General features: G+C 38.8%; 19 protein-coding genes. 11 read left to right on the forward strand and 8 right to left on the reverse strand.

Annotated elements, in window-relative coordinates:
• Nucleotides 1-180 precede the first annotated feature (180 nt).
• Nucleotides 181-1,020: a DegV family protein gene (locus FC85_RS14245; RefSeq protein ID WP_057866187.1), complete on the reverse strand. Its 840-nt coding sequence runs from the start codon at nt 1,018-1,020 to the stop codon at nt 181-183.
• Between the two features lie 250 nt (nt 1,021-1,270).
• Between FC85_RS14245 and FC85_RS14250 the strand changes: the two genes are divergently transcribed.
• Nucleotides 1,271-1,579 (forward strand): DUF7671 family protein, encoded by a 309-nt coding sequence (locus FC85_RS14250; protein ID WP_057866188.1) that lies wholly within the window; start codon nt 1,271-1,273, stop codon nt 1,577-1,579.
• 175 nt (nt 1,580-1,754) lie between these two features.
• Here the strand turns inward: FC85_RS14250 and FC85_RS14255 are convergent, their stop codons facing one another.
• Both FC85_RS14255 and FC85_RS14260 read right to left on the reverse strand, forming a co-directional pair.
• Complete coding sequence (locus FC85_RS14255) at nt 1,755-1,988, reverse strand: P8 family protein (RefSeq protein WP_057866189.1); 234 nt, start codon at nt 1,986-1,988, stop codon at nt 1,755-1,757.
• Between the two features lie 89 nt (nt 1,989-2,077).
• Nucleotides 2,078-2,455, reverse strand: a complete 378-nt coding sequence (locus FC85_RS14260) for a biotin/lipoyl attachment domain-containing protein (protein WP_057866190.1) — start codon at nt 2,453-2,455, stop codon at nt 2,078-2,080.
• A 120-nt stretch (nt 2,456-2,575) separates the two neighbouring features.
• Between FC85_RS14260 and FC85_RS14265 the strand changes: the two genes are divergently transcribed.
• From FC85_RS14265 to FC85_RS14285, 5 genes are all read left to right on the forward strand, one after another.
• Nucleotides 2,576-3,589 carry a lipoate--protein ligase gene (locus FC85_RS14265; protein WP_057866191.1) on the forward strand — a complete coding sequence of 338 codons (1,014 nt, stop codon included), beginning with the start codon at nt 2,576-2,578 and terminating at the stop codon, nt 3,587-3,589.
• An 874-nt stretch (nt 3,590-4,463) separates the two neighbouring features.
• A complete protein-coding gene (locus tag FC85_RS14270; RefSeq protein WP_057866192.1) occupies nt 4,464-5,483 on the forward strand; it encodes a ketopantoate reductase family protein in 1,020 nt (339 codons plus the stop codon).
• Between the two features lie 199 nt (nt 5,484-5,682).
• Nucleotides 5,683-6,534, forward strand: coding sequence for a fructosamine kinase family protein (locus FC85_RS14275; RefSeq protein ID WP_057866193.1), 852 nt, complete (start codon nt 5,683-5,685; stop codon nt 6,532-6,534).
• Nucleotides 6,535-6,753: 219 nt separating this feature from the next.
• Nucleotides 6,754-7,284 (forward strand): nitroreductase family protein, encoded by a 531-nt coding sequence (locus tag FC85_RS14280; protein WP_057866194.1) that lies wholly within the window; start codon nt 6,754-6,756, stop codon nt 7,282-7,284.
• 202 nt (nt 7,285-7,486) lie between these two features.
• A complete protein-coding gene (locus FC85_RS14285) occupies nt 7,487-8,032 on the forward strand; it encodes a hypothetical protein (protein WP_057866195.1) in 546 nt (181 codons plus the stop codon).
• Nucleotides 8,033-8,264: 232 nt separating this feature from the next.
• Here the strand turns inward: FC85_RS14285 and FC85_RS14290 are convergent, their stop codons facing one another.
• The 3 genes from FC85_RS14290 to FC85_RS14300 form a co-directional block, all read right to left on the reverse strand.
• Nucleotides 8,265-8,468, reverse strand: coding sequence for a cold-shock protein (locus FC85_RS14290; RefSeq protein ID WP_035178119.1), 204 nt, complete (start codon nt 8,466-8,468; stop codon nt 8,265-8,267).
• A 184-nt stretch (nt 8,469-8,652) separates the two neighbouring features.
• A complete protein-coding gene (locus FC85_RS14295; RefSeq protein WP_057866196.1) occupies nt 8,653-10,695 on the reverse strand; it encodes an ATP-dependent Clp protease ATP-binding subunit in 2,043 nt (680 codons plus the stop codon).
• A gap of 668 nt (nt 10,696-11,363) precedes the next feature.
• Entirely contained in the window at nt 11,364-11,783 is a 420-nt protein-coding gene (locus FC85_RS14300; protein ID WP_057866197.1) for an OsmC family protein, read from the reverse strand.
• 116 nt (nt 11,784-11,899) lie between these two features.
• Here FC85_RS14300 and FC85_RS14305 point away from each other — a divergent pair, with 116 nt between their 5' ends.
• The 4 genes from FC85_RS14305 to FC85_RS14320 all read left to right on the forward strand — a co-directional run bounded on the left by FC85_RS14305 (nt 11,900) and on the right by FC85_RS14320 (nt 15,296).
• A complete protein-coding gene (locus tag FC85_RS14305) occupies nt 11,900-12,595 on the forward strand; it encodes an NAD(P)H-dependent oxidoreductase (RefSeq protein WP_057866198.1) in 696 nt (231 codons plus the stop codon).
• 5 nt (nt 12,596-12,600) lie between these two features.
• On the forward strand, nt 12,601-12,780 hold the full coding sequence (locus FC85_RS14310; protein WP_057866199.1) for a hypothetical protein: 180 nt from the start codon (nt 12,601-12,603) through the stop codon (nt 12,778-12,780).
• 76 nt (nt 12,781-12,856) lie between these two features.
• Entirely contained in the window at nt 12,857-13,354 is a 498-nt protein-coding gene (locus FC85_RS14315) for a MarR family winged helix-turn-helix transcriptional regulator (protein WP_057866200.1), read from the forward strand.
• Nucleotides 13,355-13,424: 70 nt separating this feature from the next.
• The gene (locus tag FC85_RS14320) at nt 13,425-15,296 is read left to right on the forward strand and encodes an MFS transporter (RefSeq protein ID WP_057866201.1); all 1,872 of its coding nucleotides are present in this window, start codon (nt 13,425-13,427) and stop codon (nt 15,294-15,296) included.
• Between the two features lie 95 nt (nt 15,297-15,391).
• On the opposite strand, the gene thiD is transcribed toward FC85_RS14320, so the two are convergent.
• The gene (gene thiD / locus FC85_RS14325; RefSeq protein WP_186825103.1) at nt 15,392-16,204 is read right to left on the reverse strand and encodes a bifunctional hydroxymethylpyrimidine kinase/phosphomethylpyrimidine kinase; all 813 of its coding nucleotides are present in this window, start codon (nt 16,202-16,204) and stop codon (nt 15,392-15,394) included.
• Between the two features lie 184 nt (nt 16,205-16,388).
• Between thiD and FC85_RS16220 the strand changes: the two genes are divergently transcribed.
• On the forward strand, nt 16,389-16,511 hold the full coding sequence (locus tag FC85_RS16220) for a hypothetical protein (RefSeq protein ID WP_263862689.1): 123 nt from the start codon (nt 16,389-16,391) through the stop codon (nt 16,509-16,511).
• Nucleotides 16,512-16,992: 481 nt separating this feature from the next.
• On the opposite strand, the gene FC85_RS14330 is transcribed toward FC85_RS16220, so the two are convergent.
• Entirely contained in the window at nt 16,993-17,658 is a 666-nt protein-coding gene (locus FC85_RS14330; protein ID WP_057866203.1) for a potassium channel family protein, read from the reverse strand.
• Nucleotide 17,659: the final 1 nt, after the last annotated feature.

Genomic DNA, 17,659 nt, shown 5'->3' on the forward strand with positions numbered 1-17,659 from the left:
CAAATCCTTTCGGATTTGCTATATAAGCTGATATCAACCTCAGTTGACAAAGAGCCGTTAAAACGTGGACGAGCAAGCAGATCCCGGCCATATAAGCCCTCTAACTTGATATTCCAAGAACAGGAATATCAAGTTAGAGGGCTTATATTCTGGGATCTAACCGCTTGCTCGCCCACTCTGTCATCCCAGTAAATAGGTAACCCCGGTTGATTCAGGACCAATAAAGCTTGCCATTTCTGGATTTGTTGCGATCATTGAAATCGGAACAAATGGGAATTCATCGCTCAACATTTTGTATAAAAAAGTTGCGCGTTGTGAGCCACCAGAATGAAGAATGGCAAGTTTAACAATTCGTTCATGGTGCATCGTCCTTAACTGCTGATCCCAAAATTTGTTAACCAGCTCCTCTTTTCGCCCCCGAGTGACGAATGAGAATTCATTGTTAGTGAATTGAAGAATGTATTGGACGTTCATTTGACGCTCTAGCAATCCACGCAGTTTTCCGACAATTTGATGGTTAACTAATTGAAGATTGCACTGGACGGAAAAGTAGATTCGGGTGTTGTTGCGAATGTTTTCAAGATCAGATTGAATTTCATGTAATGGTTTTCCCGTTTGAATGTCTTTTGCGGCGGTGGTGACTTGGTAGGCTAGGCCAGCGGCAGTGACTTGGCTATTAAGCACGGTTACCCGACTATTTGTCTTTTTCGCAGCTTTAACAGCATTAGCGTAAGTATCAGTTAGTTTGTCGCTGAGATGGATTGATAGAATTTGACTACCATCCGCACCAAGTTCATCATATGTTTTAACAAGTTTGTCAACGCTAACTTGGCCAATGACGGGTTTCTTAGTAGATTGGTTATAAAGTTGCAGGAACTTCTCACTGCTAATCTTATTAACATAACCGTATAATTTGCCATCCACTAAAATTGGTGGGTTCATGACGTGGATATGATAATTGTGGATATCAGCTGGGGATAAATGAATGGCGGAGTCCGTTACAATTTTGATATTGCTCATAAAGTTCACCTCTTTGCGAATTTGATGTCATAGTAGTTATTGTACCGCAAAAAATCGATAGTTGATAAGGTTCGCAAAATAATACCAGGAAAGTCTAATTTTGGGCATAATTAGATAAAGCACACAAGCGGTTTTGAAATTATTTATATGGGCATAAGGTTCTCTAATATTTAATGAGTCATTAGTAAATATGAGTGAATCATTTATAATATAAGTCAGGCACTATTTCAAATGAAAGGACTCGGAAAGATTGAAAGGTAAATATAAGGTTTCTCAGTATATTGGTGTTCCACTTGAAACGGATGATTCTGGAAATTATCAAATTAAACAGGATGAACAAGGAAATTTTAAACTTCACAGTTGGCGAACGGGAAAACATACAAAAGGAAAATATCAGAAACTGGGACAGGTATTTATCACAGAGAATAACTTAATGGTCGCAATTGTTAAAACTATCCCGGTCGCATTTAAGGATCGTCACGAATACACGCCATTGCAACGGTTTACGAGCGAATTTGTTTCAAATAAGTTGTTGGATAAAGCCCAAGGGAAGCTATAAAAGTCGGTATGATAATTATTGTGGGAAAAGGTTAGGCAATTGAAGACTTTTTTGTTAAGCGACTGGGGCAATAATCATTTTGCTCAGTTCCTTTTGGATAGTCATAATTATTACTAAGTGGGAATGTAAAAAACACCTAACACGAGTTGTGTTAGGTGTTTTTGGCCGAAAAAAATTACTTTTTAAGTAACTTTTCAGCGTCTGCTTTAAGATCATCGGTTGACATGTCCATATATTTTTCCATGTCTTGACCAGTTTTCATGGTATCGTGATCGTTCTTTTCCATGTAATAATCCCAAAGAGCATCTCGTACTGGAAGTTTACTATCGCTCCAGTCGAAAGCCTCATTCATATGCTTATTCAATAATGGGGATTCTGCACCTGGTTCTTCATTAATATCTTCTGCCATAAGTAAAACTACCTCCTTTTTGTATCTATATCCATTATAGATCAAATTTGAAATATGCAACCATTTTTAACTCAATTCATGAAAGAATTTCATTTGGCAGGTCTGATTTTCACGATCCAATTGGTTTTAGGATCGGGTTGATTCAACCGATCAATATCTTTACCAATCTCCTTGTTACGGTCAATGACTTTTCCAGCAACGGGTGATTTAAGCGTCTCTACCGACTTGTCACCTTCAATGTCTAATAGGTCATCATCAACCTGAACATCGGTAAGCTGAGTTGGAAAATCCGCGAAAGTAATCTTGCCAATTTGCTGATAAACAGATTCGTCAATTCCCAATAAATAATTGGCATCTGGATCGACTGTGTACCAGATGCCATCTTTGACCTTGGCCTCAACTGGTGCAGCTGCTTTTTTACCAGTGAAAAAAATTTTGACTTTTTGCCAGAAAGAAATTTTTGCCATAATGACACCGCCTCGATATTATTTACTTCAAGTATAACGTATAATGGACAATAGAGTTTGAAAACGGTTTATTTTGCAACATTTGAAATGAAAAATAGTGGTTTATTGGAGGGATTTACCATGTACTTAATTGATATTTCTAGAAACGGACAACCAAGCTACGACGCTCGGGTCAATCAATCACTGGATAATTATTTTGTTAACGATTTAAAGTTACCCGGCCATGGATTCATGTTTTATATTAATAAACCATCTGTTATCATTGGGCGAAATCAGAATGCGTGGGCAGAAGTTGACATTGACTATTTGCATGAACACAAGATTGAACTAGTTCGGCGAACATCTGGTGGTGGCGCTGTTTATCATGACATGGGAAACTTTATTTTTGAAAATATTTTAACCGATAATGCTGACGACTTTGGTGATTACGCACACTTTGCAGAACCTGTCCTGAAAGCTCTCCGTAAGTTAGGCTTAGATGTCCAAATGAAAGAAAACAGCAGCGACTTGATTTTAAATGGCAAAAAGTGGTCAGGGATGACGATGTTTAAGAGTGGTCAGGGTTTGGCAGCCGGTGGCACGATTATGTACGATCTTAACATTGAGAATGCCAAGCGGAGTTTAACCGAGAATCAACTTGAGAAGCAAAAACGGTTGGGCGTGTTGTCAAAACGGAGTGAAATCGTCAATTTGAAGGACTATTTACCAGATGGGATGACAATGGCCGATCTTCGGGAGTACCTTTTAAAAGAGATTTTTCAAGTGAAGTCGTTAGATGACATTGAAACCTATCACATGACCGATGAGGACTGGCAGCGTGCGGATAAACGATTAGAAGAGACGTATGGCACTGATGCTTGGAACTTTGGTCATAATCCCGGATATTATGACTACGCGGATAAAGAGCTGTCAGCGGGGAAATTAGGGATAAATTGGACCATTGATGATGGTAAGGTTGAACATCTAAAGCTTAATCCCTTCTTTAAGCTTGATGGTGACGTGGATACCATTGAGGCTTATTTAACTGGTAAAAAGATAAGCGAACGAGTTGTAAAAAAAGCGGTTAAGAAGGGTCACTTTGCTAATATTGATCCTGATGAATTAGCCGATTTCTTGATCGAAAAATTAGATTAATTATTTAAAGAGTGGGGCAAAAAACGCTTTGCTTCCAGAGTAAGGGGCTTATCCAAATATTCCGATCCTGAATATTTGGATAAGCCCCTTACACGGCCGGAAGCTGTTTTTGAGGCCTGGTTTAGTGACTAATCATTATTTGTTATCAACTTTTTTGTGGCACTTGATTAGTGAATAAAATTAATAAACATCTTTGTTACTAGTGTTTAATTTGTTTGGTTAACAGTCTGACAATTAGGGATGTTAATCTGAATAAAAAGAAATCAAGTGAGAAGGCAAACCGGTCAAACCCTATTCCAGTTAGTAACCGGGTTCGCATTTTTGAGGATCAAGAAGTCATAATTTATAGTAGTTAATGGGGCGAATACAAACCGAAAAGTGATCGCAAACCAACCAACCTTAAACGAGTGAAAAGTTAGATCATACCAATTTTGATTTCGCATCAATCCGGTTCGACAGCCAAAGTAATTATCGGAACGCTAAATCTGTATTCACATTATTTTTTAAAAAACTGTTGACAAATTCTAATCAAGTACTCATAATACGAACTATCAATTTGAATAACACGTTCACGTTAATTCAATTACAGAGAAGTTATCCGTGGCTGAGAGGTAACGTTGGATTCGGCGAACGTTTTGTTCATGCTTTATTTTTAAGTTGGTGAGCTGAAAGGTTAGCCAGCTTCGGCGTTGGCCGTTAAAGCAATTAACGAGTGAACACAGAATCTGTGTTTATGAAGGTGGTACCGCGGCCGAATGTCGTCCTTTTGTCAATCTGACAGAAGGGCGTTTTTTATTTGCGATTTTTTGAACTATCCAGTTAATTGTTTTAACGACGATTCTTACATAAGAAAATGAGAAAGGAAGTTAGTATTATGAAATATACAGTGTTAGGTGCAGGTGCAATGGGATTGCGTTATGGTGTTTTACTTCAAGAAGCAGGTTACGATGTTGATTTCGTTGATACTTGGGACAAACAAGTTGAAACAATTCGCGCGCAAAAGGGGGTCTATGTATCCCGAGACGGTCAAAATAAACATCTTGTCCCGGTAAATATTTATTACCCCGAAGAGTATCAAGGCGATCCAGATGTGTTGATTGTCTTTACTAAGCAGTATCAACTCACAGATTTTCTGAAACGCTGTGAGCGATTCTTTAATGATAAGCAGTATGTTGTGACTTGTATGAATGGAATGGGCCATGTTGAAAAACTTAACCAATATTTCCCTAAAGAACGATTATTAGGTGGAACGGCATTAATTGGAACTGTCCTGAATAAAGCCGGCGATGTTGATTTTATTGGGCCTAAGGGTGCCGGCTCAATGAATATTGCCAATGAAACTGAAGAGCCCGACCAAATGACGCATCAGATTGTTGATGAATTTACTCAAGCTGGGTTAAATCCTAATTTGACGACTAATTTCTTAGGTACCTTAATGGCAAAAGTAATCTTTAATTCAGTTATCAATACCCTTTGCACAATGTTTAAGATCCGAATGGGTGAATATATTCAATCACCAGTTGCTAAAAAGCTGGGCGTTCAATTAATTGATGAAGCCTTCGACGTGTGCGAACGGGCCGGAATTACTTTATTAAACACCCGACAGGAGGAATGGGAGACCGTTTCCTATGTTAGCCGGGTTTCTAATCCACTTCATTTCCCATCTATGTATCAGGATATTTCCAAGAATCGCCAAACCGAGGTTGATTATATCAATGGTTACATCTATGAATTAGGATTGAAGCATCATTATGAAGCTAAAACCCATGATTTTTTGAGAAATCTAGTTCACCTTGCTGAATTTTCCGGGACGTTTGACGTTGATGGTTATATTCAATCAGTTCTTGAAAGTGATAAGAAAAATGTTCAGGCGACCCAACAAGCTGAAGCATAGTTGGGGATGACCCGATCACATATTAAGCTTAAATGGTTACTATTCAAGTTAAGCTTAAATTCTCGTTATTTTGACATTTTGATTTCAGAAAATTAGCATGGACTTAGATGGATTTATAATAATTAAGTTCTTCCTGCCCAAATTCAAATTGTTGAAAGAAGGGAAATCGTCTACCTCAATTTGAGGTAGCATTCATAAAATGGATAAAGAATTACTTGAAAAGTTGCCAATTAAACCAGTTATTGACTACCATTCCGTTGGTGGCGGTGATGTCAATCAAGCATATAAGTTAACAAGTGAGGACCACCAAAATTACTTTCTGCTGATGCATCAAAGTGATACCAAAGATTTCTATAAAGAAGAGATTGCCGGTCTCTACTTACTTGGTCAAACTGCTGAGACACCGAAAGTGTTAGCCAATGGCATGTGGAAAAATGATGCCTATCTGCTACTGAGCTATATTAATTCTCAATCATTTGGTGATCAGTACGCGCTTGGCCGGGTTGTTGCCAAAATCCATAAGCGGACCAGTGTGAATGGTAAATTCGGCTTTAACGCTGATGATCCGGAGGGCAAGTCTGATCAAGGAGGTGTTTGGTATCCTGATTGGGCCTCGTTCTTCATCAATGAGAAGTTGGAATATCGCAAACAGATTATCATCAAGCGTGGATTGTGGACAGGCGAGATGGATGCTATGTATCAGCGCGCATTAACTCGTTTTAAAGAATTGATGACAACTCATGATTCGAAGCCGTCACTGCTTCACGGTGACTTCTGGTCTGGCAATTTCATGTTTGACTCAAAAGGGAACCCGGTTATTATTGATCCCGCAACTTTTTACGGTGACCGTGAATTTGATATTGGTGTCACCCAGGTATTTGCTGGATTTGAACCGGAATTTTATCAAGGATATCAGGATGAATATCCATTTGATAAGGGATACGAAGATCGGCTGCCGTTCTATCAGTTATATTACTTGATGCTTCATCTAGGTAAATTTGGTATGACTTATCAAGGAAGCGTTATGCAGTTATTGAGGATGGTGTCATAGAACAAACTCATTAATGTTATAAGGGTGCAGGATATGGTCGAGCCGTTATTGGCTTCGATCACATCCTGCACCTTTATATGTTGAACTCCATTGAAATGTACTGAATGAGGATAATTGAGAATGAACTGGTTAACAATCGTCATTTGTCTGCTAAAATAGATATGAACAGCATCTGAAAACGCTTTCGATATAGGTAAACAAATGAAAGGATGATTCATAATGAATACACTAGATGCGATTGTTAATAGAAAATCAGTTCGCAGTTATACTGGGGAGCCGACTTCCAAGGACGAACTTGATACGGTTTTGAAGACAGCTTATGCGTCACCGGTTGCGATGGGAAAATATGGGGATGTTTCGCTAACAGTCATTTCGAACAAGGAACTTCTTCAAAAGTTGGATCAAAATGCTCAGCAAACATTTCACACTGATCGATCAATGCTCTATGGTGCACCAACGTTTATCATTGTTTCGGCTAAACTGGTTGGATCACCAGCCGATAATTCAGCTTATTCAAATGGCGCAACGATTGTTGAAAATATGAATCTTGGCGCAGTTGAATTGGGGTTAGGTGCCTGCCATATTTGGGGTGTCATTGCCGCTTTAAATCAGAACCAGGCATTGCTTAAAGAACTAAATATTCCAGAAGGCCAAACACCGGTTGCTGGAATGACCTTGGGTAAGACCACCGAAACTTATGATCCACGTAAGGTTGATACGAGTCGAATTCAGACTAATATGATTGATTAATCCATAAAAATTTGATGAGATGGTATTAAAAAATGCAAGTTGATTCATATGTTGAGATCAACTTGCATTTTTTGAAATTATCATAATTAAAGTTTGTTGCCTGGTAACTTAATTTCACGATTAAAACATTCCCCGTTCACAGAAAATTCAAAGTCTACTAATAAAATATAACACAACCGATTAATTTTTAGGGAGTGTTTGAATGAAATGGGTTGGAGCAAGATTTAAGGTTAAACCTATGTTGGGGTTATTCATTATCATAGTTGCGATTATCATTTCTACATACACCATAAGGCGAAATGAATCGCCTGCCCAAGCGATGCCGACCAGTGTAAGTGGGCAGCAACTCAATAAGAAAAGCGTGATAGTATTCACTATTGATACTAAAGGAAATCAAGCCGTTTTCGGATTTACAAAAGTGCCAGTAAAGCAAGCACCTGTTTTTTTAGTTGTTCAATACCGGGACAAAGTTTTTGGCGGGTTCAAAAATGGGCGCAAAATGATTTTTAATTTAACGAGTGAGGAACGTAAATTCAGTTCAGTGGATAGCAGCGGTACTCATGGCTTTATGTTTGGAGTAGTAGCGAAGGGGCAACCAACACCGTCATTTGGTCATTTAGAAAAACAATCAGCCAAGGCCATGAAGAAAGCTTCAATTATTAACTATGCTAATCATAGAGTGTGGTATACATTTGTACCAGATGAAAAAGACAACTTGGCTAATTTCACGGGTAAGTTGCAGCAATAGTTTTTTGTTGTTCGGAGAATGATGTATTTCAAGGAAGCTGGAGAGTGCTTCTCTGCTTCCTATTATTAGTCGTTATTTGTCGTAAAGATGATAATTGGAAGGCAACCAATAGTGATTAAGCTGTCTGGACTCTGGAAGTTAAATGATCTTCGTTACCATATTGAGTTTAATAAAAAATGATATTAAAAAAGCCAGCGAAAAATCGCTGGCTTTCGAGTTAATAACTATTTAATTAGTCGTCAACAACAGTAACGTTGGCAGCTTGTGGTCCACGGTCGCTGTCTTCAACGTCAAGGGTTACGTGTTGGCCTTCGTCTAATGACTTGAAGCCGTCTTTGTTGATAGCTGAGAAGTGAACGAATACGTCACCATCGTCAGTAGTAATGAAGCCATAACCTTTATCAGCGTTGAACCATTTAACAGTACCTTGTTTCATAATATATGAAACCTCCTTGCGCTTTTTGCGCATCATAAATTTTAATGCATCTAGTTGAACTGATTCCAAGGAAGTTATTTCATAAAACTATAAAACAAGTACCTTTGAAAATCGACTCCTGAAACACATTGACTATAATATACCAATATTCGGGTAACCTGTCAACGTATTTTGCTTGGATCAATTACTTAGCACCTACGGATTCCGTTGATTTGGTAGGAACCACTGCAATTTCATCTTTATTTAAGGTAACATTGAAGTCTTTAACGTCTGGGTTTTCAAGATAACTGTTTGTCAGTTTATCAGTGATTTCTTTGGTGATAACCCGATGCATTGGTCGCGCACCTAATTCTTTACTATAACCCATGTCGACCAATTTGCTTTTAGCATCAGCAGCAACTGTGAAGCTGATACCACGTGACTTGTCAACCAGTTTATTCAAATCCGTTAGCATGAGATCAAGAATCTTTAGCAGATCAGGCTTGGTTAATGAATTAAATTGGATGATATCATCAATTCGATTCAGAAATTCAAGCTTAAAGTAGGGCTTCAATCGATCAATGACGTTTTGTTTGTTATCGGTTTCGCCTTGGCCAGCATTACTTGTCATAATGATAACGGTATTGCTGAAGTCGACGGTACGACCTTGAGCATCTGACAATCGACCGTCATCCAGGATTTGAAGCAAAAGGTTTAAGACATCTGGATGGGCCTTTTCGATTTCATCAAGCAGAATCAAACTATATGGGTGGCGACGAACCTGTTCAGTTAATCGACCGCCTTCTTCGTAACCAACGTAGCCGGGTGCTGAACCAATCAGCTTGCTGGCACTAATCTTATCCATATATTCTGACATGTCATAACGAAACATTGCTTTGGTTGTGCCAAATAGTTCCTTTGCTAAGGCCTTGGCAGTTTGAGTCTTACCAACTCCGGTTGGGCCAACGAAGAGGAAGCTGCCAATTGGCCGGTTGCCTTCAGTGAAGCCGACCCGGCTACGTTTGATGGCGGCTGAAATGGCATCAATGGCGTTATCTTGACCAATAACGTTGTGTTTCATGTCCTTTTCGAGATTATTTAATTGACTGACATCATTTTTATCAACATCTGTAACCGGAACGCCAGTCATCCGTTCAACAACATTTTTAATTGTTTCCGTCGTAACTTTGGGAACTTCAACTTTTGTACCATTATCAATGGCCTTAATTTGACCATTAACTTTATCTAACTTGTCACGTAACTTGGCTGCTCGTTCAAAATCTTCTTTCTTAGAAGCCGCAATCTTTTGTTTGTTAAGTTCACTCGCTTCTTGCTGCAAGGCTGACTTATCTTTGGTAATTGATGAGCCCATTGCAACTTTTGCGCCGGCTTGGTCAATCAAATCAATCGCTTTGTCAGGGTTCATTCGATCCTGGATATAACGATTGCTGAATGTCACAGCAGCTTTCAATGCGTCGTTGGTATAGTGAACATTGTGGAACTTTTCGTATTTTGGTGCTAATCCTTTAATAATAGTCAGTGTATCGGCTTCACTTGGTTCATTAACCATGATTGGCTGGAACCGACGGGCAAGCGCCTGATCCTTTTCAATGTCACGGTATTCATTACTGGTTGTTGCACCAATCAGCTGGAAGTCACCACGAGCCAACTTGGGCTTGAGGATATTACCGGCATCCATCTTGTCGCCTTCGCCAGTGGAGCCGGCTCCAATGATTTGGTGAATTTCATCAATAAACAGGATGACATTCTTATTCTTTGAAACATCATCGATTAATTGCTTCATTCGTTCCTCAAATTGACCACGGATACCGGTTCCCTGAACAAGTGAAACGACGTCAATTGAAATGATCTGCTTGTTTAAAAGTTTCTCGGAAACATCACCATTAACGATCTTTTGGGCTAAGCCTTCAACAACCGCGGTTTTACCGACACCGGCTTCACCGATCAGTACTGGATTGTTCTTAGTCCGGCGGCTTAAAACTTCTTCCATTTGCTCAATTTCTTTATCACGGCCAATTACAGGATCAAGTTGGCCTTCTTTAGCCATTTTAGTTAAGTCGGTTCCGTATTGATCTAATAATGTCTGTTTGTTTTGAGGAGTGCGCTCTTGTGTTTGAACTGGAATTCGATGCATTTCTTGGTGACCGTTACCTGCTGGAAAATTCTGCTTGAAGAATGGGTCATTAAAAAGATCATCAAAACCAGCGTCAAAAATATCATTAGCCATATACAATTCCCCCATATTTGTCATTTTTTTGATTGTGCGTTCCAAGAAGGAGAATGTCTGTTCCCCTAATGGACAACTATATATTATCATGAATTAGTTATGATGGCAAGAATTTACTTTAAACTTTTAGTTGGCTAAATGCTGTCAAATGGGGATCTATAAAATTAATTATAAAAAAATAGTGGTAAAAAATAGCACTCTTTTATTAGAGTGCTAACGGTCATTGTTATCTTATTAATTTAAAGACTGCTTTTAAAGTTGTTTGCCAATCTGACAATCACTTAAAATTGGATGAGGCCGTGAAAAATGACATTTTACCCAGCATCCTTTGTGACGATCAAAATTATTACCAGGTGAAGATGTGGAAAAATAGGCAACTTCCGGCCATGTAATTGAATTATCCAAGTATTCAATCCCGCAATATCTCGTTGAAGTTTTTTCTTAGTAGAAAAAACGTGGACCAGCAAGCAGACTCCGGCCATATAAGCCCCCTAACTTAATATTCCAAAATCAGGAACATTCCGTTGAACTTGTTACTTAGTTAAAACGTGGACCAGCAAGCAGACTCCGGCCATATAAGCTCCCTAACCTTAATATTCCAAAATCAGGAATATTAAGGTTAGGGGGCTTATATTCTGGAGTCTAACCGCTTGCTGGTCCACTCTGGTTCATTTAATCTCAAAAGAAAAGTCAACTGCGTCCTTTAATGTATTATGGACGGTACAGAGGTGAAGCGTTTCTTCGATAAACTTTTGGTTTTCCTCAGGTGGCAGATTGGTTTCACAATCCAGTGTGACGTGAATTTTACTAACACGGGATGATTTATCAGGGAACCGTTCTGTTTCGCCGTCGACTTCAACATCGAATTTTTTAATCTTGATATTTGAACTGGGGCGATGGACAATTGAAGCTGCACTTGCCCCCAAACAAGCACCAACCGATCCAAGCAGATATTGAACCGGGTTTGGACCCGCATCGGTTCCACGAAAGATGGTCGGTTCGTCAGCGATAAATTGATGAACTCCGGCCGTATTAATTGTTTGTGAGCCAATGTTTCTTAAAGTTGTATGAACGTTGTATTTTGCCATTGTTTTTCTCCTTTATTCAAAACGTGTTACGATACAATATTAATGAAGGACTTAATGAGAACCCGTGGCGGCAGAACGCCCGGTTTTTCCAATAAACATTGAAATGAAGTGATTAGTTGAAAACATTAATTATGGTTTCACATCCCAATATTGAACAATCAGCCACCGAAGCCTTTTTTAAAACCAGTGCTGATTTTGTTGATGAGAGTACTTGGTATTCTTTGGATCATCTTTATTCTAAAGCAAAAATTGATCCTGATCGAGAACAACGATTTATCCAAAATTTTGACCGTATTATTTTTCAATTTCCACTCTATTGGTATTCTTCACCGGCTAGTCTCAAACAGTATATGGATGATGTTTTCACCCGCAAGTTCATCGTTGCAACCCAGTCTCTAAAAAACAAGGAATTGGGAATTGTGGTGACGACAGGAGATGCATTAACAGATTTTCAAGCGGGTGGCAGTGAGCGATATACAATGTCAGAGATTTTGCGGCCATTTGAAGCGTTTGCCAACAAAGCGGTGATGGTTTATTTAAAACCATTCGTGGTTGATCAATTTAACTATAAAGAGGTTACTGATAAACAACGGTTATTAGTGGCCTATTTACAGTATCTAAATGCACCGATGCCGTTAAGTTTGGAAAATCGGGAGAAGTGGCTATTAGCTCAACTAAAACAAAGCAAACTCGATACAGCACCTCAACAGCAGCAAATACTTGATTTAGTAATTGGGGCAATTGATGATCAACAGGATCAAATTGATGATTTAAAAATGAATATCAAGTTAATTCGAGATCAGGAGGAGTGATTGAAATGACAGATACCAATGAGTGGTTGATCAAACAATTAGGGCAGTTGGAAAATGAGGAGCAGTCATTTATCAAAAAATCACTTTATTTGGCAGCTCAAGATTTGGTAAGGGAGCAGGGGAAGCGAATCGAACAGGCACAGCAGGAAATCGATGGGCGAATTTGGAGTCCGGATAAATGGTAACTTATCAATGAATGAGGTGAGAACAAAATGATCCTTGACAATTATTAAAATAAGTTTAATAATGAAACTGTTTCATATGGAAACACGAAAGGAGATTGTTTTGAAGGACTCTCAATTGATTGATCGCCTTGTTAAACCATTTGAACGGGTGGCAAGTTTATACAACGAATTAGAGCAGACAACTGATGATTATGGGACGGGAATTCCATTATTTCCATCTGAAATCCATGCGATTGCAACAATTGAAATGTATCCCAATGTTGCTTTAACCGAATTAGCTGGATATTTGGGAATAACCAAAGGCACAGCAACAAAACTCATTCAAAAATTGGTTAAGAAGAAAATGGTTATTAAGGGATTTGCTGAAGGCTCGGAAAATCGAGTGGCAATTAATTTGACGGAGCAGGGTAAACGAGCTGCTGATAGTCATCATCAGTATGTGAATGCAATGAATCAACAGTTGATTACGATCTATCAAGGGGTGTCAGAAGAATCCCTTGCAGATTTGATATCGATTAGCGATCAAACAGAAAAATTTTTACGAAAACTAATTAAAGAACGACAGCGGCAATAGCCGTTTATTTTTTAAGAAACTGTTTCATCATGAAACAGTTTCCAGAGAAAACGAATATAAAGGAGTACAAATGAAAAATAATTTAAAACAAAAGCTAGGATTGCTTGCACTTATGTTAATTATGTTTGTTGTGACACTTGATACCACGATTACGAATATTGCGTTACCGAACATTACAGACTATTTTGGTACAAAGCTTACAGTTAGCAATTGGGTGAGCACAGTTTATGTGCTAATACTATCTGTTCTAATGATTCCCGCCGCGAAGCTGGGGGATCAGTTGGGTCGTAAAAAAGTGATATTAAGTGGATTAATTATTTTTGGCTTCGGATCATTTTTATGCAGTATATCGCAAGCAATTGAAATGTTAATAATTGCTCGCGGGTTACAAGGTGTTGGAGGTGCAATTACAACGCCAATTCTTATTCCACTGTGTGTATCACTATTTGGTCGCAACCAAGCCAACAAAGTTGTTGGTGAGATTGGTGCAGTTGCTGCTTTAGCGGCTGCAATAGGTCCTGCTGCCGGTGGCGTAATCATTCATTATTGGACTTGGCATGTTATCTTTTTAGTGAATATACCAATTACGATAGTTACGATGGTTCTTGTTATGATTTGTTTTGAGGAGTCCTATGACCCAACAATTTCTCAACGAATTGATTACATTGGAATTACCATGTTAAGTGTGGCACTGTTTTTAGTCACGTTTATTTTATTAAAAGGATATGACTATGGTTGGACGTCTCCACGCATTCTCTCATTATCAATTACTGCAATTATTATAATAATTATTTTTATTATCAGTGATATTAGAAAAAAAGAATCTTTATTGGAGTTTTCACTTTTTAAAAATTTAACTTTTACGGCATCCACGTTAATCTATTTTACATGTGGATTTTGTATTGTTTGTTCCAGCGTCGTTTTTAATTTCTTTCTTGAAAATATCCGTGGTTATTCGCCATTGCGTGCTGGATGCATTATTATGTTTAGCTCAATAATGGTAATGATTGCGATGCCGGTAGGGAATAAATTAGGACAGCAATTGAGTTTTCGTTGGCCACTTATGGCAGGTACCTTAATGATGGCAACCGGTTCGCTTTTGTTAACACAGCTGACTTATTATGTCACTATTTTTAATATGATATTTGCCATGTGTGTGTTGGGACTAGGATTTGGTCTTGGTAGCTTATCCTTGGTGTCAGCAGTTCAGTATATTCCTGAGGAAAAAGCAGGAATTGCTTCTGGAATGGTGAATGCAGCCAGGCAATTGGGAACTTGCCTTGGGATTGCACTTCTTGTCGGTATGTTAAATCACAATGTTGAAGTTGGAGTTCGAACGACCCGGAATGATGCCATCAGAATTTTCCAAACAAAAAGTTTTTCAAAGAATTTGAGGAAAACGGGATTGCGTGAAATGAATCATCAGTTCAGATATAGCGGAAATTCGAACATTGATCGTCGAATAGATGTCAGTAAACTGCGTAAGGCGGCTGGTTCGATTAATGGATTATCTCAGCCTTCAAGAAAGTCCGATCTTTATTTCCTTTATCAGATTAATGATAAGCTTCATAGAAAAAATGTTGAATTAAGAAATGGTAAAAATGCATTTGTTACGCGGATTTTACGAGTTGCTGATAATGCTGGACTGACTAGTGGTAATCCAAATAATGATTTTGACAAGATTGTGATTGAATCAGGGAAACTTCGACAGGGTGATTCGCGGTTGGTATTAGGGCAATCAAAATTAACGACCATGATTTCCTTGTTCGCACAGAAGCAGGCATTATCCCAAGCCCTTAATCAAATAAAGAAGGATAATGATTATCAATTAACCCATGCGTTTACAAAAACTTTTATTGTTAGTACAGTCTTTCTTACTATCATGGTTCCAGTATCATGGTGGACAGATCGAGATATTACAAAGAAAAAGGAGCAATATTGACTTAAAGTAGTATCAGCATCATAAAAAGTACCTGTCGCAAACTAAGACGAGTTTGCGACAGGTACTTTTTATGATGACCGATTTGTAAAATGAGATTATAATTCGTCGGCCGGTGCCCAATGGTTAATTGGACCAAATTTGTGACCCACTTGAATCTCGTTTTTAATCGCAATATCTACAAACTTCTTAGCAATTCGAGCAGCTTGTTCGATATCGGTTCCTTTGGCTAATTCAGCAGCAATACATGCTGAAAGACTATCCCCGGTTCCGTTTTTTCGATCCGTTGGGAAGAAGTCGCCGGTTAACCAAAAACTCTTACCGGATTCCAAAAGTACGTAATCGGAAACCTTTGTTTGACCAGGGTTGTGGTGACTGCCCTTTAAATAAATATTCTTAGCGCCAAGATCCTTTAATTTCTCGGCGGCTGTTTTCATGTCTTCATCAGTTTTGATTTCCATTTCAGCCAATTTTTGGGCTTCAAAAAAGTTGGGCGTAATCACGTAAGCCAATGGGATTAACTCGTCCCGCAACGTTTTATAAGCGCTTTGTTCAAGTAACATGTTACCGTGTTTAGTTGTGATCACGGGGTCAACAACAAGGGGACCAAAGTCGTATTTTTGATAATTTTTAATGACAGTTCGAATTAAATCCGAGTCTGATAACATCCCGGTTTTACTTGCTCGAATATGATAGTCATCGGCCAAATCTTTAAATTCTTGGTTAATAAATGATTCTGGTAAATTAACGGCATCGTGAATCCCGTAGCTGTTTCCAGCAACGCACGCCGTCATGACCGATGCACCATAAACATGTCGTCTGAAGAAAGTATGCAAATCTGCTTGCATCCCTGCGCTACCGTCACTATCTGAACCTGCAATTGTAAGAGCTTGTGGAAATTCGTTTGCCAAAATAATCACCTCAAAATGTATTTTTATACTATTAACTACTAAGAATAACACAAAATAAGGAAATTGTTAGAGAAAATCTAATTTTAAAAAAGGAGATTGATTTGCGTTTGAGTGGTAATCTGTATTATAATAGTTTAGTCTATTGGAATTTAGAAATGTAATAATAAATAAGGAGAGTCTTATTATGCGTATTTGTCATCCACACGGCGTACAAGGACGTCGTCCAGTTAACCGTAAGAACGATCTTAAGCGAAACAAAGAATTAGCAGATTTGCAACACTTCTTGAAGCAAAAGCCTGCTAAGTAATGCAAAATCCAACCGGAGCTAATCTGGTTGGATTTTTTTTATACCTAAGTATTAGGAAATTTTGACTGAATGAGCGTGGGTGGCGGCTTGGAGTGAGGCAAAAGGCAACTGCCATGCAGCCAAATTATCCCAATATTTAAACCTGGAATACCTCGTTTAACTTCTTACTTAGTTGAAATGCGGTCCAACAAATAAAACCCAGCTGTATAGCTCCTTAATTTAATATTCCAAGATCGGGAATAGCTCGTTGAACTTTTTATTTAGCTGAAACGTGGCCCAACAAGCAGGCCCCGGCCATATAAGCCCCCTAACTTAATATTCCAAAATCGGGAATATCCCGTTGAGCTTTTTATTTAGTGGAAACGTGGGCCAGCAAGCAGACTCCGGCCATATAAGCCTCCTAACTTAATATTCCAAGATCGGGAATATTAAGTTAGGAGGCTTATATTCTGGAGTCTAACCACTTGCTGGCCCACTCTGGTTACTTAGTTGCAACCTCCTCAAACCTTTCGACATCTTTTAATGTTCCGATGATCGTGATGACATCTCCCTGTTCGATCAAGGTTGCCTGATTGGGGATCGCCGCGCCCTCCGTATCTGCGTGTGAGATGGCAATAACCGAAATTCCGTATCGGTTGGTGAAGTTAAGATCTTTCAGTGTCCGGTTGAAGAATTTAGAATTGGTTAATTCAAATTCAACGATTGATAGTTGGCCATTTAATTTTAAATCGTTAAGGATTTTTGGCTCCATTACGTGTAATGCGATTCGCTGGCCCATATCGCGTTCTGGCTGAATAATCTCATCGGCACCCAACTTTTCTAGTACTTGGGCGTGACGGGCATTTTCGGCCTTACAAACGAGATGTTTGACGCCCAGGTCCTTGCAAATTAGGGTTGTCATAATGCTGGCTTCCAAATCGGTTCCAATTGTGACGAAGACATTGTCAAAATTACCAATTCCCAACTGTTGTAAGGCCAGTTCGTTTTGGGTGTCAGCGACGATTGCCTCGGTTGCAATATCACGAAAGGAATTTACCCGGGCTTCATTTTTATCTATGACCAAGACTTCCTGATCGTGTTCCAGTAGCGTGTTGACAACACTGCTACCGAAAAGGCCAAGGCCGATGACTGCATAGTTGCTTTTCATA

The organism is Lentilactobacillus diolivorans DSM 14421 (genome assembly GCF_001434255.1).
Lineage (GTDB): Bacteria > Bacillota > Bacilli > Lactobacillales > Lactobacillaceae > Lentilactobacillus > Lentilactobacillus diolivorans.

Coding starts and splice junctions, on each gene's coding strand:
- FC85_RS14245 (WP_057866187.1), bottom strand. CDS start 1,020: ATGAGCAATATCAAAATTGTAACGGACTCCGCCATTCATTTATCCCCA.
- FC85_RS14255 (WP_057866189.1), bottom strand. CDS start 1,988: ATGGCAGAAGATATTAATGAAGAACCAGGTGCAGAATCCCCATTATTG.
- FC85_RS14260 (WP_057866190.1), bottom strand. CDS start 2,455: ATGGCAAAAATTTCTTTCTGGCAAAAAGTCAAAATTTTTTTCACTGGT.
- FC85_RS14265 (WP_057866191.1), top strand. CDS start 2,576: ATGTACTTAATTGATATTTCTAGAAACGGACAACCAAGCTACGACGCT.
- FC85_RS14270 (WP_057866192.1), top strand. CDS start 4,464: ATGAAATATACAGTGTTAGGTGCAGGTGCAATGGGATTGCGTTATGGT.
- FC85_RS14275 (WP_057866193.1), top strand. CDS start 5,683: ATGGATAAAGAATTACTTGAAAAGTTGCCAATTAAACCAGTTATTGAC.
- FC85_RS14280 (WP_057866194.1), top strand. CDS start 6,754: ATGAATACACTAGATGCGATTGTTAATAGAAAATCAGTTCGCAGTTAT.
- FC85_RS14285 (WP_057866195.1), top strand. CDS start 7,487: ATGAAATGGGTTGGAGCAAGATTTAAGGTTAAACCTATGTTGGGGTTA.
- FC85_RS14290 (WP_035178119.1), bottom strand. CDS start 8,468: ATGAAACAAGGTACTGTTAAATGGTTCAACGCTGATAAAGGTTATGGC.
- FC85_RS14295 (WP_057866196.1), bottom strand. CDS start 10,695: ATGGCTAATGATATTTTTGACGCTGGTTTTGATGATCTTTTTAATGAC.
- FC85_RS14300 (WP_057866197.1), bottom strand. CDS start 11,783: ATGGCAAAATACAACGTTCATACAACTTTAAGAAACATTGGCTCACAA.
- FC85_RS14310 (WP_057866199.1), top strand. CDS start 12,601: ATGACAGATACCAATGAGTGGTTGATCAAACAATTAGGGCAGTTGGAA.
- FC85_RS14315 (WP_057866200.1), top strand. CDS start 12,857: ATGGAAACACGAAAGGAGATTGTTTTGAAGGACTCTCAATTGATTGAT.
- FC85_RS14320 (WP_057866201.1), top strand. CDS start 13,425: ATGAAAAATAATTTAAAACAAAAGCTAGGATTGCTTGCACTTATGTTA.
- FC85_RS16220 (WP_263862689.1), top strand. CDS start 16,389: ATGCGTATTTGTCATCCACACGGCGTACAAGGACGTCGTCCAGTTAAC.
- FC85_RS14330 (WP_057866203.1), bottom strand. CDS start 17,658: ATGAAAAGCAACTATGCAGTCATCGGCCTTGGCCTTTTCGGTAGCAGT.